This window comes from Fictibacillus marinisediminis (assembly GCF_023149135.1).
Taxonomy (GTDB): domain Bacteria; phylum Bacillota; class Bacilli; order Bacillales; family Fictibacillaceae; genus Fictibacillus_C; species Fictibacillus_C marinisediminis.
Genome location: NZ_JAIWJX010000002.1, coordinates 2,305,157 through 2,329,349, shown reverse-complemented (window position 1 = coordinate 2,329,349; position 24,193 = coordinate 2,305,157). Strand labels below are relative to the sequence as shown.

Below are 24,193 nucleotides of genomic sequence, written 5' to 3'. Positions count from 1 at the left end.
TTGTAGAAATTACAAATGGCCAGCCTTGTTCCAACGAGTATACTGCCTATCAATTTTCCGGCCAATTAAGTAATATGATTTAAACCAAAAAAGCTAAGGACTAGTATCCTTAGCTTTTTACAATTATAAAGTTGCTGCTTTGCCCAGATAGGTTAAGTGTCTTCCTTTAGTAAATGCAGGTAAGTAATCTGCATGAGCATCCAAAAGCTCTTTGGTCATGTCCCACATTTCGTCAAGCGATAGGACGGAAGACGTGTGGGGGTCGAGCATGACCGCTTGATACACATAATCTACATTGCCTGTAAGGATGGCTTCTACCACCAGTTGCTGAACATTGATATTGGTCATGTTCATCGCAGCCAAATGAGGTGGGAGATCGCCTACCTGGAAAGGCTGAATTCCTCGTTTATTGACCAGGCAAGGAACTTCCACGCAGGAATTATTCGGCAGGTTCGTAATAAGTTGTGTGTTTAACACATTGCCCCAAATCTCTCGGTTGATCCCCGTTTCTAGAGAATGAATGATAGGGGCTCCAAATTCATGGCTTTTTTCCATTGGAAAGGCCTTCCCTTGGTCAATCATCTTTTGTGTTTCGGAAAATTGCTTTAAATTGTCTTCGCTTCTTCTCACATATTCATCAATCGGAATGTCAAAGTCTTGGATTAACTGATCCCGTTTAATAAAATACGGCGTGTATTCGGAGATATGTTCACTGGATTCTGTGATAAAGCAATTTAATCTCTTCATCATTTCAAACCGCACTTTATCTTTAGCATAAATGTCTGGGTCTTTCATGGCTTCAAAGAGAGAAGGATAAAGATCCTGACCATTTCTTTTTAACTCCAAGAACCAGGCCATATGATTGATGCCTGCAACTTTGTATTCCAGTTCTTCCACGGGAATATTTAAGTAAGAGGATAACTCGTCCGCTGTGTTTTGAACACTATGGCACAATCCCACGGATTTTATGGAAGAAGCTTTTTGGATGGCCAGCATAAGCATGGACATCGGATTTGTATAATTAAGCAAATACGCCTCCGGACAAACTTCTTCCATATCTCTGCAGATATCGAGGAGAACCGGAATAGTTCGTAAGGCACGGAAAACACCACCAACACCGAGTGTATCAGCAATGGTTTGTTTTAAGCCATACCGTTTAGGAATTTCAAAATCAACCAATGTAGCCTCATGCATTCCCACTTGGATTAAATTAAGTACATAATCAGCATTGATCAATGCCTGCTTTCGATCGATGTGCGCTTCCACCTGAGCATTGTTTCCAAATTGAGCGATGATGGATTGTGTCATTTTTTCTGCGGTTTGCAGACGTTCCGCATGAATATCGGTTAAAGAAAAGGTAGTATCACTTAACTCGGGAAAACTTAAAATATCTGTAATTAAACGCTTGGCAAAAACTACACTTCCTGCTCCAATAATTGTAACCTTCATCGTTAACCCTCCACTTGTTTAATTGGGAGTTGAACTATTCGCTTTAGGAGCCAGTGATTGGCAGTTGCGGGTTTCTGGGCGAATAAGCCTTTATAAGAACTCCTCGTAATCTATTGAATCACCTCCTTAAAAAGATGCTTTGTTATAGATGATCCGCAGCTTGGCCGAATGACCAAAGAGGTTGGAATCATCACCTTGATGGGAAGATTTCTGCCATTTATTCGATTTATTAATCGCTTGACCCCGGTATGTCCCATTTCTTTGGTATAAACTTTCACCGTTGAAAAGGGGGGACTGCTGTTGAGACGTTGGATTTTTTCCTCTATCCTTAATTGGTTGCCATCATGAAAAACCTCTTTAGTTATATATTTTATAAATTTTACGATTAATTACTAAATAATTTACTGATTGATAGAATAATGCCACCAATTGAAAAGGCTTTCAATAGTTATTTTTAAATTATTCTGATTATTTTTGTTGGTTTTTAATATTGATTCATTTGAATAGGTAAAAAATTACTAAACGTTTAGGACGGGATTTCCTCAATGATGCAGTCAATAATCATTCTTAAAGTTAGGATTCTCCTAATAAATATATGTTTTAAAGAATGGTCGTGTATTTTACAGAAGACCAAATCAGGTTTCTATATTTAATATAATTTCACATACCGTATTTTTATATGAAAATATAGAAATAAACTATACAAGTTTACAAAAGACAAAAAGGATACTGTCTAATATATAGAAGCTAATCTGAAATAATTCAGATGTTTTTTATTATGTAAATTATCTACAATTCTATAATTCTTTTACGCTTCATTAATCGAATTTTTACAACTGTCCATTATATTAAAATAATCATCTTGTTTGTAGAACAGAAGAACAGAATGTATAAAGTTTGGGGGCGTAAAAGAAACATGATGAAATCACTCATTGATGGATCGATGAAACGGGCCGTTCTTATTATCACTCTGATAATACTGATTATTGCTTGGGGGGCGATGGCTGCCCGGCAAATTCAACGAGATTATTTGCCTGAAATCAATAATTCAACTCTTACTGTGTCTGCGCAGTCTGAAAATTATCAAGCAGATCAAATGAAACTGAACGTTACAAAACCGATTGAACAAGCCGTTCGGGTTGTGGATGGCCTTCAGGGTATCGAAACCAGCTCCTCAAATGACAGCTCTCTTGTTCGTCTCAACTTTCCAATGAGCTATGATATGGAAAAAGCTGAAGAAGAGGTTAACCGCGCCATAGAAACGATTTCAATGCCTGCTGGTGTAAAACAACCTGTTGTGACACGCCTTAGTACAAATTCGTTTCCGATTATGAGCATCAATTTAACCAGTGCCTCTCCAAATGTAACCGAGAACACCTTACGAACGATGGTCCAAGAAGATATTGTAAGTGGGTTGAAAACTGTTCCAGGGGTAAAGGAAATCAATGTAACGGGTGGTGGAACGGCTGGATATGCTTTGACCATTGATAAGGAAAAACTAAAAAAAGCTGGATTAACCGTAAACGATCTTCAAAATTCAATGAAGAAAAAATATACAACAGAACTGCAGGGCAATGTCCCAAGTAATCGAGCTTCTATTCCTGTCCAGGTCTCTGGTTGGTCATTAAATAAGCAGGAGTTATTAAACTTGCCTGTTCAAAGGCAGGATGGCCGATCCATCCCGCTCTCTAAGGTAGCTGACATTTCAAATTCAGTGGTCAATCTTCAAACGATCTCCCGGACCGATGGGCTGCCGAGTGTTCGGCTTGATGTGTTAAAAACATCCACTTCAAATATTACAGATGTAGGAGAAAAAATAAGAAGCAAGCTGAAAACCATACCTGAGCTAAAAAATAATGATGTGAAATCGTCCATTCTGTTTGATCAAAGTGAACAAGTGAATTCATCTTTAAAAGGACTAGTTAAAGAAGGGGTGTTAGGTTGTCTTTTCGCCATGATCTGTGTGTTCTTGTTTTTCCGTCAAGTTCGTTCCACCTTATTGATTGTTCTGTCGCTTCCCATATGTCTTTTAGCAACCATCGGTGTACTTAAAACGTTGGGAATCAGCTTGAACATACTGACGGTTTCAGGTTTGATCGTGGCCATGGCACGAGTGGTCGATGACTCCATTGTTATTTTGGATAATTTAAACCGGAAAGTGCAGGAAACGGAGGGGAAAATAAAACTTCATCAGTTATCACACGCGGTCTCAGAAATGATCCCTGCCATTGTTTCTTCAACAGCAACGACGATCGCGGTTTATGTTCCCATTGCTCTAATCGGCGGCATCGTAAGTTCAGCTTTCTCAGGGTTTGCATGGTCGGTAGTTATTGCGCTTTTCGTTTCCTTATTGGTTGCGATGCTGGTAGTGCCGACTCTCTACAACCTTTTTTGGAAGGGTAAACCCCTTAGTGTTCATGATCCGTTAGAACCTCTCATGCATAAAGGTTTTAAATGGATGTTGCACAAAGAGAAAAAAATCATCGCCTTAACGCTTCTATTGTTTCTTATTACGGGTATTGGAGCAGCATTTTTACCAGTGAACTTTTTACCCATGAGTTATAAAAAAGGACAAGCCGGTGTTCGGATCGAACTTCCTCAGTCTGTATCGTTAAGAGAAATGGATGCAGAAGTTAAAAGAGTAGAAGGGCTTATTAAAAAGGATCAACATGTGGGTACATATTCTTCAGTCCTTGGGTCGTCTTTTACTGCTCAATCGGATGATGTTTTTGATGCAGGCGGCGGTTGGATTCAAAAACCGAATGTTGCCAACTTATTTGTTACGGTCAACACAGATACTAACCTTGCTTCTTTTATTGAAAATCTTCAAAAACAGCTTGACTCCATAAAGGGAAAAGCCGTATACACGGTTACGGATCAGCGGATTGCGGGAGATGACTCCCAATTAAAGATTAACTTCACTGGATCGGATCATGAAACACTGGAATCCATGGCACATTCAATAGGCCAAAAGCTTGTAAGAGTTCCTGGGCTGGCAGTAGAGGATATAGCTGACGATGAGGCCAGTACGAAAAAGTATCATATTCATCTTGATCAAAAAGCCATTGAAAGAAATGGGATCAAAGTGGAGGATCTTTTAAATCGGATTCAATTTTATATAGCGGAAGGTACAAAGGGGCAAATATCCATTAATCAACATGCTTTTCCGGTCGTGTTGAAAAGCAAAGACAGCCCTTCAGATGTTTTTTCAGCCCTGGGCTCAGAAACTTTTAAGAATGACCAAGGGCATAAAGTAAGGTTAGATGAGCTTGCCACACTGGAAGCCGATGCCGATTCATCAGAAATTCAGGAAAAGGACGGACAGCCATTCGCCGAGGTTACGGCCAATATCACTTCATCAGATATTGGCGGGGTGACTAAACAAGTAAAATCGATTTTAGAGAAACTTCCGTTGCCGCAGAATATCAGCTACTCCTTTGCCGGAATACCAGAACAAGTAAATGAAATGATTTATGAGATTGCAATTGCCTTTTCTTTCTCTTTATTGCTCGTTCTTTTCATCATAGGTACAGTCTTTAGAGGCTGGAAAGCACCTTTATCCGTACTCGTCTGTATCCCTTTGGCGTTTATTGGATCAGTGGCGGCTATGTTTATCTTTCGATTGGAATGGAATCTAGCAGCCCTGGTCGGTCTATTAATGCTCACAGGCATTGTAGTTACAAATGGCATTGTTCTTGTTGATAAGATCGAGAGAAAACGAGCCGAGGGTCTTATGTTAAATGAAGCGATTGTTCTTGGAACATCCACTCGAGTGCGTCCGATATTAACGACAGCTTTAACGACTGTTTTAACCGTACTTCCGTTAGCTCTATCCTCCCGCACCGATTCTATAATCTCACAAACTCTTGGCATTGTCGTAATAGGCGGTTTGATCAGTTCAACATTTATCAGTTTAATAGTCATTCCCATTGTCTATAAATGGCTGCATAAAGGTTCACCAAATATTTCTCAAAAAAATATCACTGATGAAAAAATGTATGCATAATACCCAAACCATCGTGAGCAGCCTGGGCAAAGGCTGCTTTTTCTTTTTATTAGGCTGTTTTCGTAACCTTTGTTGCTCTTGGGAGTGGTTGATTTTCGTTTCAGGATGCTCGCTTTCCGCGGGGCGTGCGCTGAGCCTCCTCGGCGCATGCGCCTGTGGGTCTCACCTGTCCCGCTTCCCCCGCAGGAGTCTCGCATCTTGCACTCCAATCAACTATAATGAAGGATTATTTACGAAATATTTCCAAAGCAACAATCTTTTAGAAAAGAGCCTTTTATTAAGATACTAATTGTGAAGAGAAGAGATTGAATATTTTACATAGTTAAACAATTAACTTTACCTTGATGTAAACAAACGTTAAAAATATAGCAGTATCCTAATCTAGTAAAACATACCAATTAGAATGGAGAGAGAAAAGTGAAAAAGATCATTCACAAGAAGAAACTGATTGCTGGTATTGCAATAAGTACAGCGCTTCTTGGTTCGGCAAGTGTATACGCATCCATTGATGATCCCTTTGGCACAAAGACAGTAGGCAGACAGCAAGACGGTTCGGTGTTAACGCCTGTAAATCAGCTCGTCACTCCAGCCGGAAAACAAATTGAGTTTGGGGGCAATCCAATTACTATTGCGGTTCACCCGAATGGAAAAACAGCGGCCGTTTTAAATGGAAGAACTGATTATGGCGGTAACGGTCTAAACATCGTAAATCTCACAACTGGAAAATTAATGGCGACAAGCTTTAAATTAAAACTCTCACATATGTGGGGTGTTGCTTATTCACTGGACGGCAAAGAATTATATGCTACAGGATCGGCAGGTAAAACTGGAAAAGTAGTTGTTATGACGATTGCCGACGACGGCACGCCAACCGTCAAAACGACATATGACCTCCCAGAAGCGAGTGTTGGAGGAAACATCAACCCGCTGGATATTAAAGTCGGGCCTCAAGGGCAGTTGCTCGTCGCACTGAACAGGGATAACAGCCTTGCCGTCATCGATCCGAAGACGGGTACTGTAACGAGCAAGATTCCAGTTGAAAATGCCCCAACCAGTGTGTTAGTGAATGGAGATAAAACATATGTCACCAACCAAGGCGGCAGAAAACCACAGTCTGGTGACACAACCGTTGATTCTTCGGGTACGAAGGTGGTTGTTAATCCGAAGACTGGTGCCACTTCGACTGGAACGGTCTCTGTGGTAGACCTTAAAACCAATAAGGTGACAAAAACGATTCCAGTTGGTGTCCAGCCAGAACGAATGACTCAATCCGGCCAGTATATTTTTGTTGCGAACACAAACAGTGATACGGTTTCTGTTATTGATTCTAAAACAGATAAAGTAGTCCAAACCATCGACATTAAACCATATTCGAAGTCTAAAAAAGGTGCAGCACCCAATGCGGTCAGGATGCTGGACAATAATCGATTGCTAGTCAGTTTAGGACGAGTTAACGCAGTAGCAGTATATGACTGGCAAGGTCCGAACAAGACACCAGAACTATTAGGACTTATGCCTACAGCATGGTTTCCTGTAGACATGGCTATGGATGCCGATAATAAACGCTTGCTTGTGGCAAACGCTGATGGTGTAGGCTCACTTGGACCTGCACGTACATCAACCATTCAAGGAGTTACTGTTTCAGGACATTCCTCTTATGCGCAAATTGGATCTTTGTCCATGATTCCTTTTCCATCGGCAAATGATTTAATGGAAGGAACAAAAAAGGTTTACGCCAATAATAACTGGTTTGGTCTAAAGGACCAGAATGCGGAACCTCGACGCGATATAAATCCGGTTGCCATGCCAGAGCGGGTTGGCGAGCCATCAAAGATAAAACATGTCTTCTATATCATTAAAGAGAACAGAACCTATGACCAAGTTCTTGGTGATCTAGGGAAAGGAAACGGTGAACCTGCTATCACACAATTCGGTAAAGAGGTAACACCAAATTTCCATAAGCTTGCCAATACATACCCGCTACTGGATAATTTCTATGTTTCAGGGATTCAATCTGCAAGTGGCCACCAATGGGTCATGCAGGGGACCAATACAGATTATGAAGATAAAGAAACCGATACAGCCAACGTCCGAAGCTATCCAGGCGGAGCCGGAGATCCGATGGCTTATGCCCCTACTGGACACCTTTGGGACCAAGCTCTCAAATACAAGGTTTCTGTGGAAAACTTCGGAGAAGATACGACTGGATTTACAGGTCCTGAGGAATTCGGCACTTGGAAGGACTGGTACAATGATTACTTGAAACTGTCCGGACAACAAGAAGGTGATCCTCACGTTCCGGTGGGCCATTATCAGGCAACCTATGACATTCCGTCTCTTGGGCCGATTACGCACAAACCGTATCCTACATTTGATATGAACATACCGGATCAATACCGATATGAGATTTTTAAAAGGCAGTTTGAAAAGCATGTAAAGAATAAAGACTTGCCGCAATTAAATACGTTGTGGGTAACCAATGATCATACGGCCGGAACGGCTTCAGGAAATCCAACTCCTCAGGCCATGGTTGCGGACAATGACCTTGCTGTTGGTAAAATGGTTGATTTAATCTCCCATAGTCCGTACTGGAAAGACTCTGTCATTTTTATTACAGAAGATGATGCTCAAAATGGGTTGGATCATGTGGACGGGCACCGCGAACCCGCCTATGTGATCAGTCCATGGGTGAAAAAAGAAGTAACGAACAGCCGCTACTGGACAGTGATCAATATGGTTCGCAGTATTGAACAAATCCTGGGACTTCCTGCCATGAACCAAAATGATGCAGCCGCACAGCCGATGAGCGAAATTTTCACGAATAAGCCAGATTTCACACCATATGAAGCTGAAGCGAACCGAATCCCGCTTGACACATTAAACGGTCAGCCAACGGCCAATGCAGCTGCACTTGCGAACACAGAAGCGAGTACCTCAGAGTCTAAGGCATTGGCAGAGCAATGGACGGAATGGTCCAACAAAAACAAGTCATGGATGAGCGGGAAAAATGCATCACCTGACGAAATTAATGCAAACATGCTGAATCACGCGGTTTGGTACGCAACAAAAGGTTTTGATACACCGTATCCAGGTGACAAAAAGCCGCTCTTACCAAATGAAGTTGCCCAGCAGCCGGAAAGCAAGGCTCCATCGCCGGCAGACAATGATTAATAATTTAGAGTGAAGCTTGTAGAAGACCGTTCAGTATGAGACTGAATGGTCTTTGTTATTTAGTAATATCGGATACATCAATCATTGCAGCCAGCGGACATGCTGACCGATCAAGATGAAAATATGGATACCCTAAGACATAAGTTTGTAACTTCCTAATATACATTTCGTCTAAAATATAAAGGAGGAATGGTGTAGGAAATAATGAAAAAGTAAAAAAGTTCAAGCGATAATTCAGATTGTGAAAAAATGTCATCATTCAAGAACAAGGAGGGAGATTTTATGAAGAATCATTTGAAGATTTGGGTATTCGTGTTTTTATTAATGAGCTTGTTACTAGGTACAACTCAGTCCACAACACATGCAGCAACAAGTAAAAGAGTTCTAGGTACTCAATTTACCAATGGGCTCGTTTCATTCGTGCAAAACGGGAAATATGGAATGATGGACAAAAAGGAAGAGTTGTCATAAAGCCGCTGTATGAAGAGATTACCCAATCAAAGCGAACCAATTTATTGAGAGTCAAGCAGAATAATAAATATGGGTTCATCAACTCAAAGGGCAAAGTAATAGTGTCGCCTAAATACCAGTATGCAGCGGATGGTTATAAGAGTCCGGTCCTAGTAGAAAAGGAAAACAAATACGGGCTTATCAATACAAGCGGAAAAATAATCGTTTCACCCAAGTATGAAAAAATAGGTGATTTTCATAACGGAGTCGCATTTTACAAGAGTAAGGGAAAATACGGGCTCATCAATACAAGTGGAAAAATAATCGTTTCACCCAAGTATGAAAAAATAGGTGATTTTCAAAACGGAGTTGCATCTTACAAGAGTAAGGGAAAATACGGACTTATAAGCACAAGCGGAAAAATCGTTTTAGTCCCCACATATGATGAAATTACAAAGAACACAAATGGTGTATTCACTGCCATTCTTAACAAAAAGTTCGGCCTTATCGATAAGCAAGGAAAAGTCATCGTTGCCCCAACTTTTGATAGCATCGGTTCAATTCAAAATGGCTTGGCAAAGATTCGAAACGCAGGAAAATATGGACTGATGAGCTTAAGTGGGAAAATCATGGTTGAACCTAAATACGATCAGATTTGGCCATTTAACAAGGGATTTGCTCAAACAAAATTGGGTGGAAAGTACGGTTTCGTTAGTTCAAAAGGAAAAGTAATTGTTGAGCCAATTTCTGACGAAACGAGTCATTTCTCAGAAGGCCTGGCTTCCGTTGTTATTGATGGAAAGATTGGATTCATCGATACAACTGGAGCGATGGTGATTAAACCGCAGTTTGAGAAAGCAGAAGACGGTGATGAAACCGCACTTTATGTATTTCGCAAAGATGCAGCGGTGGCCTCAAAGGACGGCAAGTATGGGGTCATTAATCGAAAAGGCGAAGTCGTTCTCGATTTCAACTATGATTCAATTAGTTACTTTAACCAGATTGGGTTAGCTATTATCCGGCAGAATAATAAATACGGTTTTATTAACGAAACAGGCAAAGTGATAGTTGAGCCAACCTATGACTATTTAAGGATGGCAACCTATGGCGAAGGCTTAATAAATCGTGATTATTTGATTTTTAAGCAAAAAAACAAAGAAGGTGCTATAAACAGCAAAGGAAAAGTGATCATCACACCTAAATATGACCGGATTGATCCAATGGAAGGTAAAGGGTTAATAAGAGTGAGGATGGGTTCAAAATACGGAATCGTAACCGAAACAGGGAAAATGCTAGTCGAGCCCAAATATAGTGAAATTAACTCCTTTTCCAATCAATATGATTATTTCTATATCGACTACAAAGGGAAATATGGATTCATCGATAAAACGGGAAAGGTCGTGATTTCTCCTCAATACGACGAATTAGGTGACTTCCATGAAGGCCTGCTCTATGTAAAAAAGAACGGAAAAGCAGGGTTCATCGACAAAAATGGGAAAGTCATCATCAAATTAATATATTATTAAACTAGTAGGTGATCACTAATAAATTGGTTACAGAAAATAAGGACGATCAGTCAAATGAAGTGGTGATAGCCTTTGGTAGTCTATCGAATGAAATAGCAGCTTCTTTCGAAAAAACTCAAGTATTTGGTTTGGTAGATGGGAAAAACCATCTACATATGATGCAAGGAAAAATTGGGTTACGGTTGAAAAGTTTCATGACTTTATTGAGGATCTTGTTCAAAAGTTGGAAGAAAAAGAAAAACAAAAATAAGACTGGCATACGCCGGTCTTTTTTATTTTGCAAAAAGGAGAGTTCTACTTAAATAAAAAAGGCTAAAAGGAATTCGATGATTTTGACGAAGCCAAGGCTTTTCGAAAATCTCATCCGGAAGCCCTTGAATATACGGTCATCGATGTCGAAGATGAAATGTGTTTTCTTCAGGTACATTCCCTCACCAATCGAATGCATTACTATTTCACCGTTAATCAGATTGACCTGCCACATGGCGCAATGGAATAGAGTATTCCCTTATCTTCATAAAATCTTGCGTAAAATGTTAATTAACCAAACTAAATCATTTCTACTAAAACGCCTCAAACCCTTGAATATACTTGGTGGAAGGCGTTTTTAGATTTTTTCTTTAACGAGCGGAAAGTGCGATTAACCCAACTACAGTTGAAGTTAATTTAAATTGGGTATAGTTTAAAATACAATATTTGATTAAATCATATCAGTAATTAGATTAAATATTTCATTGTAATTTTACAATTGGGAGGGATCCACTTCATCTCTGCAATAACTGAAGATGGATTCCAATGATGCAAATGACATAGGTTTGGAAATGTATAGTTTTTACTTTTTAAACTCTGTTGTGTATAAGAATGCCTTATTCCGAATGCAGGAGAGGTAAAAGTGAATAGACCGAAACATAAGTCGGTTCGTAGGCTATTATTAAATGTGGAGGGCAGATTTGTGTGAATTATTCCGGTAATTAGTTGTAGGGGGATCAGGGGCTACCTGTAGCACGACACCTGTGCTTTGAATTTCTTCAGGTTTTGGTTGATTATATTTTAGAAGTGAGTACAATTCTATTACCTTTAGGAATGCACTCTTTATATACATTGCCAATAGACAAGTTCGATGAGGTGATTTTCAAGAATAAAACCTTACGAAAACTAATGTAGTCAAATTGTTCATATAATCTTCATCTCATCCACAAAAAGCACCTTTTTCTGTAGGTACTTATTATTTTTAAAATTATTATTGACCAACCGGTCATTCAATAATAAAATAAATCTATAAAAAGTTAAATAATGGTATATGAGATTGTTGTATTAAAATAATACAGAGGATTTTAATGCTTATGTAAGAAGGATTGCATTTATATTGTGTGTGTTGATCTACATCATTGAACACTAAAGTGACGAAGCACAGCTTTTATGGAGGTTTGTTAGATATGCCACGTACACCTGAAGAGAACGAACGTATTCGTCAGTTATCAAAACAAAAGATACGTGCAGCTGCTATGGAGTTATTTACTAAAAAGGGGTATTATGCAACAACTATTAACGAGGTAGTTAAACAAGCGGGTATTTCTAAAGGGTTACTATACAATTACTACAAAGGGAAAGAAGAACTGCTTTCTGAAATGGTCGAGCATAGAATTAACGAAGTGATTGAAGTCATGGAAGGAGCTGCTGCTCTCGAGACACCCAGTGAGCAACTTAAGCACATTATCGAAGGTGCGATTGATAATATCCATGAAAATCCAGAAGTTCATCGATTCTATCTGCATCTGCAAACTCAGCCAGAGGCAGACGAAGAGCTAATTAAATACAGTAAACTCCTGATTAAAGAAAACGCTAGAATGTTTGAATTTCAATGTGAAATGTTTGAAAGGATGGGAGTTAGGGAGCCAAGGAACCGTTCGTTATATTTTTCAACTGTCCTTCAAGGTATTATGTTCATGATATCTACCTATCCACATAAACTTCCGGTAGAAGAATTAAAAAAACAGATAATCCACGAGTTTTGTTCCACATAAGAGAAATTGGACCACAATAAATAATTACGACCTAAATGGATTGAGCAAATATGAAATTAAAATAAGGTGGTTCTCTAAATGAAATCCACCCTGGGAGATGAATGCGATGGAGACAAGGGTAAAAGAAATTGAAATTAATGGAGCCACTTTTCAATATCGTGAGACTGGAAAACCTTCAACACCAACGCTTATTGCACTTCACGCTTTAGGAGAAAGCTCAGAGTCATGGGATAAGACGGCAGCTGTATTGGGAGAGAAATACCGTGTCTTAGCATTAGATCAGCGCGGGCACGCTGGGAGTGCGAGGTTTGATACATACACCATTGAACTCATGTGCGAGGATTTGCTGCATTTTGCTAATGCCATGGATTTGGAACAGTTCACACTAATGGGTCATTCCATGGGGGGATTAGTATCCTACCTATTCGCAGAAACTTATCCGTCAAGATTAGAACGTTTGATAATTGAAGATATTGTTCCTCCTTCTGATGAAAAACCAAAAGAAATCCCATCAAAGCCCTCTCATTCTTTACCGTTTGATTGGCTGGTTATTCCCTCTATACTCGGGCAGCACAATGAACCTGAGTGGTGGGCACATCTTACCGACATTAGCGTGCCCACACTTATTATTGGTGGTGGATCTAGTAAAACCTCTCAAAACAAGTTACAAGAGGTTTCTGAGCTAATCCCAGATTGCGAATTGGTGATGGTTGAAGGTGCGGGGCACTATGTTCACGATGAATATTTACCTGCCTTTCTAACTGCTGTAAGAAAATTTCTCAATATTAATCCATGTGTGAAACCATAAAATATAAGGTTATGTCATAATCTCATAATTATCGTCTTGATTTTTTTAATTTGAAAAAAATCTGTAAATTGAGCGAGGGATTAGCGATGCCATTTTTCGAAAACAAAGAAGGTGTGCAACTGTTTTACCAAGAGTGGGGTACAGGGAATCCAGTCGTTTTTGTTTCTGGATGGTCACTTAGTTCTAGAATGTGGGATTATCAGAGGATTTTTTTATCAAATCAGGGCTTAAGATGTATAGCATATGACAGGCGCGGTCATGGGCGTTCCGACGAGCCAGGGAAAGGATACGACTTTGATACTCTGGCGGACGATCTTGCTGCATTGATTGAATACTTGAATCTTCGAAATGTCACCCTTGTATGTCATTCTATGGGTGGTGGTGAAGTGATTCGATATCTAACACGTCATGGCAGCGACCGGATCGATCGTGCTGTACTTATCGCTGCCATTGTGCCTTTTTTAATGAAAACAGAGGATAATCCAAATGGAATACCTAAGGAAGTTGCTGACAGGGTGAGAGAAACATGGAAACGAGATTTCCCGACTTGGTTGATTGAGAATGAGTTGCCCTACTTAGACAGTCCTAAAACTACTGCAATGGGTGAATGGACCCGGTGGGATATGTTGCAGACATCGCTAAAAGCAGTGATTGAGTGTAATAAGCAAATCATCGAAACGGATTTCCGAGAGGAGATGCGTTCTATCAACGTACGTACACTCATTATTCACGGCGATAAAGATAGATCAATTCCGGTAGAAATCTCAGGTCAGAAGTCAGCAATGTTGTTATCTAAAAGCAAGTTTACCTTGTATAATGATGCTCCTCATGGACTGTACATTACACATTCAGACCGGATAAATAAGGACATTCTAACATTTATTAACGATATACAAATTTAGAGAATATGTAGGATTTCCGTTAGTGAATCAGAGTTCTGAAAGGGGAAGTTAAATAAGACGTATAGCACATTTGTATTTTGAGATGGTGACTCACATGACACAGCAGTCAAGACTAACTTGTATTATAGTGAAAGAGCAAAGAGAGAACCCTAAGAGTTCTCTTTTCTGTTGTCTTTGTATAATGATAATAGAATTAAAATTACCATGAAAACTGGTATGGATAAGGTGAGAAATAGAAAAGGAAATGAATTAATTATATGATTGTATATCCAATTAAACATCAAACTCCTCCAGGATTCTAAGCTATACCAACTAAATCTCCTAATTCATTTATTTAAAGATATGCCCAATAATCATTAATCTATTCGAATGGACAATTAGGATTCAACTATTAAATCAATTAGGAAAAGATTGAATATATAACTTGTTGAACTTCTAATGACCTTCTGAACCTTGCATGGCAACAATGTAATTAAATCACATCGTTTAGATCGAATAGTTCGGCTCTCGAACTTTTATTGATGGGCTTACTTTGGAGGAAAAACACGCAAGTACATCCACAATCCTAGAATTGAAACGGCTAGTCGAACTGGAGAGGATTCATAATTAAGTTTTGTTCATTTGATAATAGAAATGATCCCTTTTATCAAATTTATTTGCTTAAGGAGGAATGTTTAGTGGCAGTTTCTTTTGCTCTTGAACCTCATCCAATCTATGTATCGGATGAGTTACTATCTGATCTTCGAAACCGCTTAAAGAATACCAGGTGGCCGCTTGATAATGGTAATGACGACTGGTTTTATGGCATTAGTAGGAACTATCTAGAGGAATTAGTAGACTATTGGATGAACCAGTTTGATTGGCGGAAATCTGAAAGTGCAATTAATGCCTACGAACACTACAAAGTAAATGTGGAGGGAGTTCCTGTGCACTTCATGCGTAAACCAGGCAAGGGCCCCAATCCAATCCCATTAATTCTATCCCATGGTTGGCCATGGACTTTTTGGCATTGGTCCAAAGTCATTGACCCGCTTGCGGACCCTGGTGTATTTGGAGGTAATCCCGCTGAAGCATTTGACGTAATCGTTCCTTCACTCCCAGGATACGGCTTTTCTTCACCACTTCCTAGCAACCCAGACTTGAATTACTGGAAAATCGCCGATCTTTGGAATATCCTTATGACTGATATTCTCGGCTATGATAGGTATGCAGCAGGAGGATGTGATGTAGGTGCGCTTATAACTGGCCAATTGGGACACAAATATAGTGATAATCTCTACGCAATACATATTGGATCTGCCCTTAAATTGAATTTTTTTAATGGGGATGATGCATGGAATTTTGCCAGAGGACGTATCCTTCCTGACAACATTTCTCAAGAAAAGAAAGAAAATATTTTGGAGCTGGATCGTCGGTTTGCATCCCATCTAGCCGTACATGTTCTTGACCCTAGCACACTTGCCTTTGGATTGAGTGACTCTCCAGTTGGAATGCTTGCATGGATTTTGGAAAGATGGATCAAATGGAGTAATAATAACGGAAACGTTGAGAATGTTTTTTCTAAGGACGACCTTCTTACTCATGCAACCATCTTTTGGGTTAACAACACTATTGAAACATCGATAAGAGTTTATGCGAATAATAATCGTTACCCATGGACACCTTCTCATAATCGTTGGCCGGTTATTGAGGCACCCACAGGTATAACTTTCGTAGGCTATGAAAACCCGCCTGGTATTACTACTGAGAATCGCATAAAGGATTTTCTAGACAGTGATCGTGCTCCCTGGTATAACCATGTCAACATTACAGCTCACGAAGTTGGTGGACACTTTATCCCATGGGAAATTCCAGATAAGTGGGTTGAGGACTTACGTCGAACTTTTCGTGGACTTCGATGAGTTCTGGTGTCATTCGATAGGTATGATGTAGTTAGGCACAGATTTACAGATTAAATTATATTGAAGCACAGGAGAAGAAATTTGAAGATAAATAGAGTATTTGATTACGAAATTGATAATGTTTTAAGAAAAGAGATCCAAGAGCTGCTCTTTGAGTGTTTTGAAACCAATTACCCAAAGGAAAGAGAGTATTTTAAGCAATTGCCTCATTTTAGATACTTAGTGTTTGATGAGGATAATGCTAATAAACTGGTTGCTCAAGTAGGACTAGATTATAGAGTGATGAATCTGAACGGCAAACCAGTTAAAGTTCTAGGGATTATTGATTTATGTGTGATAAAAGGGTACCGCTCACGTGGGTTAGGCTCTATGTTACTTTCTGAAATAGATAAATCCTGTCAAAATAAATCAATAGACTTCTTACTTTTATTTGCAGATGATAAGAACTTATATTTGAAAAATGGATATAGATCTGTAGAAAACAAATGTAAATGGCTTAAAATAGATAATGAGAAGCAGAGTACGTTAGGTATCGGATTTGAAGTTATTAACGAACTTATGATTAAAGAGACTGGAAATAAAAAGTGGGAATATGGAGATATAGATTTATTAGGTTACCTATATTAACAGTTAAATTATGACTTTTTAGGTTTTGTAATGTATGAAGGACGGCAATGCGAGAAAGAAGAAATACTTGTATGAGCACTGATAAAAAGAAGAAGTGAAATTAAGGGAAGCCATAAAACAGGCTTCCCTAATTTGTTATTGTGAAGACACCCATGTGACAAAAGAGACGCAAGTCTAACTAATACCTCAAACTCTTAATGAAACTCCACACCAATTTGTTTTTGATCATTCTCTTGATCATGTAACTTTAGCATACGTATCTCAAGAACTCCATTTTTGTAGGTGGCTTTTGCTTCTTTTTCAGCAGCAACAGGTGTAGGCAAACGAATGGAACGTTCAAAGCGACCTGTAAATCGTTCCTGTGTGTACATATGGTCGTTCTTAACTTCGTTAGCCCTGTTTATTATGCCACTAATAGAAAGCACATTATTATTCTCTATCTTAATGGTCAGGTCTTCTTTCTTTTCTACTCCTGGTATATCAACGGTTGCAACTACTTCATTGTCTGTTTCGTATACATCCATTTTCAAGACATCATTGTTCTGAGGAAAGTCTATATCAAAAGGGAAAAACCGATTTAATTCTTTTCTCATATTATCAAGCTTACGAAATGATTCATATGGAATTAAAGACATAAATCATCGCCTCCAAATAGAAATCAATATTAAAGTTATGCTCCTTTGTTTTTAAAGTGTTTCCATGTGGTGAAATAAGGATTCAATGGTGTGTCTCTAATTTCAGGCGGTCGTTCTTGGCCATTTGTTCCGAATCAACGGGGTGCTGTTTTTTAATTCGATGTCCCACCTTTTTCAATTCCTTTTGAAGGAAACGGCTAATTTTTCTACGTTTACGATCTGATTTATTCGACAAGGTATATGCCTCCTTTAAATCTGATCATTGAAACTTCCTTATTTACATATCCACGTTGGACTATCCCTTTGAAAGGAATATTCCAAGCTGCAATAAATACAAACCTCCATATTTATCGCCTCCTTATGTAAGGGATGAATTTTACACTTAAAATATAAAAAAATGGATTTTCCGTTTCAATATTTAAATAGCCCTATATAGGGCCAAATCTATATAATTTCTACTTATTTTGCAATTTAGATCCGTTTTTTAAATTTTTTCTTTATTTTTTTCATTTAAACCATTTTTATTTATGAAAGTTTAAGACAGGAGAGACAGTAAAGATAATGAGATATTATCTTTACTGTCGATACATTTATTAACAAATCTTATAATTAATTTAGTGAAGCACAGAAAAGAGAAGAGGGATACACATGGATTTAGTAACCTCTATTAGTAATGTTACCAATGAAAAGTATTTAACTGAACTTAAGGATACGTTGACTGAACGGGTCAGTTAATTTATTGTGTAGATGAGAACGTATTTATGAATTTACAAATGACTGCGTTAAGCATGTACGCTAAGTTAAATGAAGAACGAAAAAATATACTAAAGAAAATTGATGAAAGTGGGTCAATTTATGAAAAATGACGTGATTCTAAACAAGATCAGTGTAATTGAACGTTGTATAAATAGGATACACCAGGTTTATCAAGATGACGCTCAAAACCTTAAGGATTTTACCAAGCAAGACTCCATGGTTCTTAATGTGAAACGAGCGTGTGAAGCCTCAATCGACTTGGCGATGCATATAATCGCAGATAAACGACTGGGACTTCCGCAATCAAGTCGAGACGCGTTTGATATGTTACAAGAGCATGCAATCATTGAAGAACAATTGGCCAAGCGATTAAAAGCGATGGTGGGCTTTAGAAACATAGCTGTTCACGATTATCAGTCTTTAAACATTGAGATCTTAAAAGAAATTGTAGAGAAACACCTTGGTGATTTTAAAGAGTTTACAAGACAAATACTTCACTATTAACGTTTAAGGATTCTCTTGTATTAGCCAATGTCAAAACTCTTTTTTAATGAAATCTATGCGTAAAATTCAATTTTTACGAAACTTTGTTTACATAATTATATTATGTGTTACTAGCTTATCGAACACGTAGAACTAAAACATGTATTTTACTTATTCGAATTGGGTAGGGTAGCGAGTTTCGAAATCTGCGATTGCAGTTTCAGGAGCATCCTCGAAGGATTTGGCAGGATGGCATGTATGCCTCGATTTGTTATGTACCTTACTTCATGGTCATAACATAGACTTTCCAAAAGGTGAATGGGAAACGTGGCATAAGAAGTATAGTAACAAAGTGAGTCAGATAAAAAAATAACGGGTATGCCCAGGCGGCGTTTCTTAAACAAGAGATGCCACCCTTTTATTTTTCTAAAAAAAGGCTTCCAGTATAGGATTTACTAGTTAAAATAACTATTAAATCCCTCGTATTTATAGCGATACAAACTAAAAAAGGATGCCTGATGCATCCTCTTGTTGGATAAAAGCCTTTCTCGAAACTCTAGAAAGTGTTTTTATTTGTTTACCATTTTATATGCTGTTGGGTCGGATTTGGGTCGTTTTCGAGTAGATACTTCTGTAGTCCTGGAAGATCATCTGTGTTAATTAAGTCTACATCTGCCTTCATAAGTTCATCCCAAACAGCTTTACGATTAGGAGCTGCGAGATCAGGTGTAGCCCAAAATCGGACCATCTGTCCGTCGTTGTGTGCAGTTTTTACGATATACTTCAGCTTTTCTCGTTCTTCTGAAGGCATTTCACCAATACCTTGCCATGTAAACTGTTTCGTCCAGTTATCGCTGATTACCGGCATGAAATCATTTAGAGCATTTGTTTCCAAATCACTCATTCTGCCATCATAAGCTGCATAACGAACAACTTGGTTCTCCATCAATTCTCTAGGGCGATTTCCTGAAATAATAACGGTTACAGATCTTTGGTCTACTCCAACTTTTGAAAATTTCGTCAGCATCTTTTGATAGTCAGCGAGCTGCTCGTGAATTTTTTTATAAGTGGCTACATCTTCTGATTTAACATCAATCCATAGCAAGAAATCCTGATCCGAATCTTTGTAAACCGACCCTTGGTTCTGGGTAATTTTACGTTTAAGTGGTTCTAAATATAAAGACTTTAACGTTCGATCTGGTTTTACATCAACCTCATCATGGGCAACAAGCAATTTTCCATCTTCCAGCCACACATCAGCTTCAACACTAGTAAAGCCATGGTCGAGTGCGTCGTAAAGCGGTCTTTCATGTTCATAGTCGTTGTGCGCATGGGCTCTAGCAAGCGGTACAGTATTTGAATCATTTGGCTCAGGTTCTGCGAAAACTGATATTGTTGAAATGGACATCGTAACAGCTGTAACGGCTAGAGACATCATTAATCTCAATTTTTTCATAATTATTTTTCCTCCCCACTTAATTTCACTACCATTCTATCTCATAATTTTGATGAAAAAACGAAATCAACTGAAACTTAACAAATAATAAAGATTGGTTACAGGAAATGTTACAGTTGATTATTTCTTTTTCTGGCGGAATAAGTCCATCGATTTATATCCTTGCGAAAGAATATCCACCATCTGCAGATAACGCTTATCGCGTGTCTGCTGTTGTTTAGCTGAGTAAATATATCGTGCCCAGTCTTTTTGATAGCCTGGTGTTAACTTTTGATAGAATATATTTTCATTTGGATGGTTAGCTAGTAACCGTTCAACGTCTTTGATATGATCTTCATAATCCGCAACACACTGGCTTGCTGCTAAAGAAGATTTATTGATTTTCTTTTTCTCGCGTTTTAACCCAACAACAGTAAAAACATCATCCATACTCACCATGCGCGCAAATTTGATATCACTATCGCCAACATATCCATCCTCTCCCACATTCAATGCAGGAAACATTTCATCTCTATGGATAAAGGTTTTAAATCGTTTATTTCCTTTTTTCGGATACGCAATAAAGAGATATCCGTTCTCTAGCAAAAGCTGCTCATTTTTCACAATGGATTGAATATGCATCACCATCTCATCCAATGCTTCCACAAAAATAAAAATCGCATCATGATCTTTAGAAACAGTAGTCGGTTCATCTGTAAAGATATGATACTCACTTGGTTGATTGACAACGGCCATCTTTTGATATTTTTTAAGTTTTAGTTTATCAAAAATCGTCATATTATGCTCCTTATGTATTTAAAATTAAACCAGTAGAATTTAATAAATTATAGTTTTATAGTTTCAAGATAAAAATGCAAGGGAGAGAGGGTACCAGGTCTAGAACGATTTATATGTGAATTTAAAAATTAATATCCTTTTCTCTTAGAAATTCCTTTTACTTGATTTTACTATCTATATTAAAAAGTATCTATGGAATTAAAAATAATAAACCTATCCATTTCGGAATAGGGCACTTGATAGAGCTCTGAACGAGCCACATAAATCGATCTGGTAAATTGAAAAGCTTCAGATAGCTGATGTGTTTTGCTGCCTTCTAAACGATGAGCTTCTTGTTCGGCAAAAGCTCGGGACATGATGCTTTACGCTGCACTTCATCTTTTTCATCGAAAGGGTTCAAGGAAACCTCAGTTCTTGAAATTGTCGAGACTGCTCGATTCTCAAAAACAACCTTTTATTGATTCTGTCGGTGTAGCCAAACCGTTGGAAAAGTTCGCAGCAAAGCGTACCGCCGCTTTGCTGTATTGCTTTATCAAACGTTGCATAGGTATATCTATCACTATAAGATCGGTAGTTTGCCGATTTTATAAACTGATAATACCAGTCCGTATCCGTATTAAGGAAAACCACCCTTAATGATAGTATCGGGGCAATTGTCCTCACCGGTTCAGGGGAAAGCACCGATATCCGTCCTCGTCTGTATTCTGGATTAGTGGCTGCTATGTTTATCTTTCGATTGGAATGGAATCTAGCAGCCTTGGTAGGTTTATTAATGCTCACAGGCATTGTAGTTACAAATGGCATTGTCCTTGTTGATAAGATTGAGAGCTATCCTGGTGGGGCAAGGGATTCAATGGCATATGCTCCTACCGCTCCCTTTATGGAATCAAGCCTTAAAATATAATGTTTAGGTGAAGAACTTTGGAGAAGATACGACCGGTTGAGGGTTTATTATTTCTTATAACTCCAATTGTCTCTAATTACATTTATAGTACCTTGTCCTGTCCTCATATAGAATTCTTATTAAAAAACAGTGATATTCATCAGTAATTCAGAGACATGAGTAAAGAATTTTGTTTATCCAATACCTGGCAAAGTAGGATACTTATAGAAAAAGATTATTTAATATGTACAAGGCGGAGAAAATTGGATAAATCAAGGTTGTGATTGCAAGTATGTTTGCTAGAAACCTTCCAGTCTATCTAGGGATCTTAGCTTGGGGACCTTTTTCGTTAAAGGATGAAAGAGTTCGCACTCTTTCATTCTTGGCGAAGAAAAGACAAGAATAAAAAATTTAATAATTTAATGCATAAAAGCATTTACTTATTAAAGCGATGTGGTAAGATAGGGAGTATAATCGTTGGGATTTAACAATCTCTTGAAACACCCCCTAATGAAATACCCTCATTGAGCAGCCGGATCTATAGGATTCGGTTCTTTTTTTGCATAAAAAAAGCGGGGATATCCCCGCTCCTTTATCCTTAATTTTTTAGTGAAAGCAAACGATCTTCTCAAATATCTCTTCTGTAATGGCAGGACCCAAAAGAATTCCACGATCAGGTGAACCATCAAATCTCATTCTGTACCAGTGTTCAGCGATGATCATTCTTCTGTTGTCTCCCGTATTTTGAAGATCATATTGCGCTTCCTCCAGGAGATGGACGGCTGTATACACATCATACATAAAATCAGCCAATTTCTTTGCGAGAGCGCTCTGTTGACGGGCATCTAGTTTTAATACATGCTCAATCAGTTCTTCCACCCGTTGAACTTCCATCTTTATTTGGTTTCGCCGCTGAAGAAGTTCTGAATTTTTGATTTGATCCATGGTTTGATACAAGTCTTCCATAAATGATACTGTTCCGCCCTTCTGAAGTGTTTTTAATACTTCGAGCGACTGGATGTTTGCGGTTCCTTCCCAAACCGGATTAACAATTGCATCCCGTAGAAGGCGAGGGGTAACATATTCTTCAATGTATCCATTGCCTCCATGCAGTTCAAGCGCCTCTTTGGCAGCGGATACACCCAGCTCGCTGCACCGGTATTTGGCTAGTGAAAGAAGAATCCTGAGGAGAGAGGTACTTTCAGGAGTTCCTTCATTGTAGGTATGCACACGGTCGAATAAACAAATCATCTGAGCGGAGATTGACCATGCTGCTTCAATTTCAGTCATCATGTTTGTCAATGATTCCTGTACCATGGGATAAGAGATAACTGCTGCCCCGAATGCATTACGCTGGCATGTATAGACGGCCGCTTCCAGAAGTGCTCTTCTTGCAACGGCAAGACCTGCAAGAGAGGTGCCGAGCCTTGAAACATTCAGGGCTTCTGCCATGTATTTAAAGCCGTTCTCTTCTTCACCAATGAGATAACCTACCGCTTCGTTTAAAATGAGTTCACCACTGGCGACAGCCCGAACTCCAAGTTTATCCTTCAATCTTCTTATCGAAACTTTGTTTTTTGTGCCATCTGCCAAGGTCCTTGGCACGATAAAAAGGCCGAGTCCTCTTGTTGATGGCTTTGTACTGACTCGGGCGAGGGCAATGGCAATTTCAGCATCGCAATTGCTAGCGAACCATTTTTCTCCCGTTAGGAGGTAGTGATCGCCTTCTTTAACAGCGACGGTTTCGGTCGCTCCCACATCCGAGCCCCCTTGGATCTCTGTCAGAAAGGTCGCCCCTTGTTCGTGGAAATCTGGATCAGTGGATGCAAGACGGGTAAGGTAATCGTTCTTTTGCTGAGTGGATCCGAATTTTTCAAGAACGAAAGCAACGGACTGTGAAAGTCCCACAGGACAAGTGAAGCCATTTTCAGCCTGGCACAGTAAAAAAAGCAGAATGGAGTTGACCATAAAAGGAACCTTTTCAGGGGCGTTCTCATCATAGCGATAGGATACGACGCCTGTTCCATAACCGTCTTTTACCGTTTGCAAATATCCCTCGTTATACCAAACGTTATTAATTTCTTCACCTTTACGGTTATACCGGATTAATTTCGGTGCTCCCTCACGATCGGTATGTACAGCCCGCTGATCGATAGGGCCAGAAGCAAGCATCCCGGTTTTTTGAAAGGAGGATTCAACATATTTATACATAGGAGCTGACAGGTAACGTTTGGCATAGCGGACGAGAATCGGATCGTCATTATACCAATTGGCTTCGTTTCCTTGATTCCATATCGTATAGTCGATTTGGCTGATGTTCTTTACACTGTTTTTCACCT

General features: G+C 38.9%; 17 protein-coding genes and 2 pseudogenes. 12 read left to right on the top strand and 7 right to left on the bottom strand.

The features are described 5' to 3' along the window. Nucleotides 1-123: 123 nt before the first annotated feature. Together melA and LCY76_RS12385 are read right to left on the bottom strand one after the other, a co-directional pair. Nucleotides 124-1,449: an alpha-glucosidase/alpha-galactosidase gene (gene melA / locus LCY76_RS12390; protein WP_248252899.1), complete on the bottom strand. Its 1,326-nt coding sequence runs from the start codon at nt 1,447-1,449 to the stop codon at nt 124-126. Nucleotides 1,450-1,559: 110 nt separating this feature from the next. After that, a pseudogene (locus tag LCY76_RS12385) lies at nt 1,560-1,748 on the bottom strand (substrate-binding domain-containing protein); the annotation flags it as partial. Between the two features lie 617 nt (nt 1,749-2,365). On the opposite strand from LCY76_RS12385, the gene LCY76_RS12380 reads away from it, so the two are divergent. The 10 genes and pseudogenes from LCY76_RS12380 to LCY76_RS12330 all read left to right on the top strand — a co-directional run bounded on the left by LCY76_RS12380 (nt 2,366) and on the right by LCY76_RS12330 (nt 16,864). Continuing rightward, complete coding sequence (locus LCY76_RS12380) at nt 2,366-5,455, top strand: efflux RND transporter permease subunit (RefSeq protein WP_248252897.1); 3,090 nt, start codon at nt 2,366-2,368, stop codon at nt 5,453-5,455. Between the two features lie 417 nt (nt 5,456-5,872). Continuing rightward, a complete protein-coding gene (locus LCY76_RS12370; protein ID WP_248252895.1) occupies nt 5,873-8,626 on the top strand; it encodes an alkaline phosphatase family protein in 2,754 nt (917 codons plus the stop codon). Between the two features lie 282 nt (nt 8,627-8,908). Further along, nucleotides 8,909-9,097: a hypothetical protein gene (locus LCY76_RS12365; protein ID WP_248252894.1), complete on the top strand. Its 189-nt coding sequence runs from the start codon at nt 8,909-8,911 to the stop codon at nt 9,095-9,097. Further along, nucleotides 9,022-10,602, top strand: a complete 1,581-nt coding sequence (locus LCY76_RS12360) for a WG repeat-containing protein (RefSeq protein ID WP_419714993.1) — start codon at nt 9,022-9,024, stop codon at nt 10,600-10,602. Before LCY76_RS12365 ends, LCY76_RS12360 begins: the two co-directional genes overlap by 76 nt. A 17-nt stretch (nt 10,603-10,619) precedes the next feature. After that, nucleotides 10,620-10,748: pseudogene (locus LCY76_RS12355) on the top strand (sugar ABC transporter substrate-binding protein); the annotation flags it as partial. Between the two features lie 1,290 nt (nt 10,749-12,038). Beyond that, nucleotides 12,039-12,626: a TetR/AcrR family transcriptional regulator gene (locus LCY76_RS12350; protein WP_248252892.1), complete on the top strand. Its 588-nt coding sequence runs from the start codon at nt 12,039-12,041 to the stop codon at nt 12,624-12,626. 106 nt (nt 12,627-12,732) lie between these two features. Then, nucleotides 12,733-13,434: an alpha/beta fold hydrolase gene (locus tag LCY76_RS12345; RefSeq protein WP_248252891.1), complete on the top strand. Its 702-nt coding sequence runs from the start codon at nt 12,733-12,735 to the stop codon at nt 13,432-13,434. Nucleotides 13,435-13,520: 86 nt separating this feature from the next. Beyond that, complete coding sequence (locus LCY76_RS12340; protein WP_248252890.1) at nt 13,521-14,336, top strand: alpha/beta fold hydrolase; 816 nt, start codon at nt 13,521-13,523, stop codon at nt 14,334-14,336. A 677-nt stretch (nt 14,337-15,013) separates the two neighbouring features. Further along, nucleotides 15,014-16,237, top strand: coding sequence for an epoxide hydrolase family protein (locus LCY76_RS12335; protein ID WP_248252889.1), 1,224 nt, complete (start codon nt 15,014-15,016; stop codon nt 16,235-16,237). Nucleotides 16,238-16,318: 81 nt separating this feature from the next. After that, on the top strand, nt 16,319-16,864 hold the full coding sequence (locus tag LCY76_RS12330; protein WP_248252888.1) for a GNAT family N-acetyltransferase: 546 nt from the start codon (nt 16,319-16,321) through the stop codon (nt 16,862-16,864). A gap of 194 nt (nt 16,865-17,058) precedes the next feature. Here the strand turns inward: LCY76_RS12330 and LCY76_RS12325 are convergent, their stop codons facing one another. Both LCY76_RS12325 and LCY76_RS12320 read right to left on the bottom strand, forming a co-directional pair. Then, on the bottom strand, nt 17,059-17,499 hold the full coding sequence (locus LCY76_RS12325) for an Hsp20/alpha crystallin family protein (RefSeq protein WP_248252887.1): 441 nt from the start codon (nt 17,497-17,499) through the stop codon (nt 17,059-17,061). Nucleotides 17,500-17,581: 82 nt separating this feature from the next. After that, nucleotides 17,582-17,734 carry a hypothetical protein gene (locus LCY76_RS12320; protein WP_248252886.1) on the bottom strand — a complete coding sequence of 51 codons (153 nt, stop codon included), beginning with the start codon at nt 17,732-17,734 and terminating at the stop codon, nt 17,582-17,584. Between the two features lie 620 nt (nt 17,735-18,354). Between LCY76_RS12320 and hepT the strand changes: the two genes are divergently transcribed. Next, nucleotides 18,355-18,759 (top strand): type VII toxin-antitoxin system HepT family RNase toxin, encoded by a 405-nt coding sequence (hepT, locus tag LCY76_RS12310; protein ID WP_248252885.1) that lies wholly within the window; start codon nt 18,355-18,357, stop codon nt 18,757-18,759. A 556-nt stretch (nt 18,760-19,315) separates the two neighbouring features. Here hepT and LCY76_RS12305 read toward each other — a convergent pair. Both LCY76_RS12305 and LCY76_RS12300 read right to left on the bottom strand, forming a co-directional pair. Further along, a complete protein-coding gene (locus LCY76_RS12305) occupies nt 19,316-20,173 on the bottom strand; it encodes a phosphatidylinositol-specific phospholipase C/glycerophosphodiester phosphodiesterase family protein (protein ID WP_248252884.1) in 858 nt (285 codons plus the stop codon). Between the two features lie 141 nt (nt 20,174-20,314). After that, nucleotides 20,315-20,971, bottom strand: a complete 657-nt coding sequence (locus tag LCY76_RS12300) for a YdeI/OmpD-associated family protein (protein WP_248252883.1) — start codon at nt 20,969-20,971, stop codon at nt 20,315-20,317. A 721-nt stretch (nt 20,972-21,692) separates the two neighbouring features. Between LCY76_RS12300 and LCY76_RS12295 the strand changes: the two genes are divergently transcribed. Continuing rightward, nucleotides 21,693-21,875, top strand: coding sequence for a hypothetical protein (locus tag LCY76_RS12295; RefSeq protein ID WP_248252882.1), 183 nt, complete (start codon nt 21,693-21,695; stop codon nt 21,873-21,875). A gap of 585 nt (nt 21,876-22,460) precedes the next feature. Here LCY76_RS12295 and LCY76_RS12290 read toward each other — a convergent pair. After that, on the bottom strand, nt 22,461-24,191 hold the full coding sequence (locus LCY76_RS12290) for an acyl-CoA dehydrogenase family protein (protein WP_248252881.1): 1,731 nt from the start codon (nt 24,189-24,191) through the stop codon (nt 22,461-22,463). Nucleotides 24,192-24,193 lie beyond the last annotated feature (2 nt).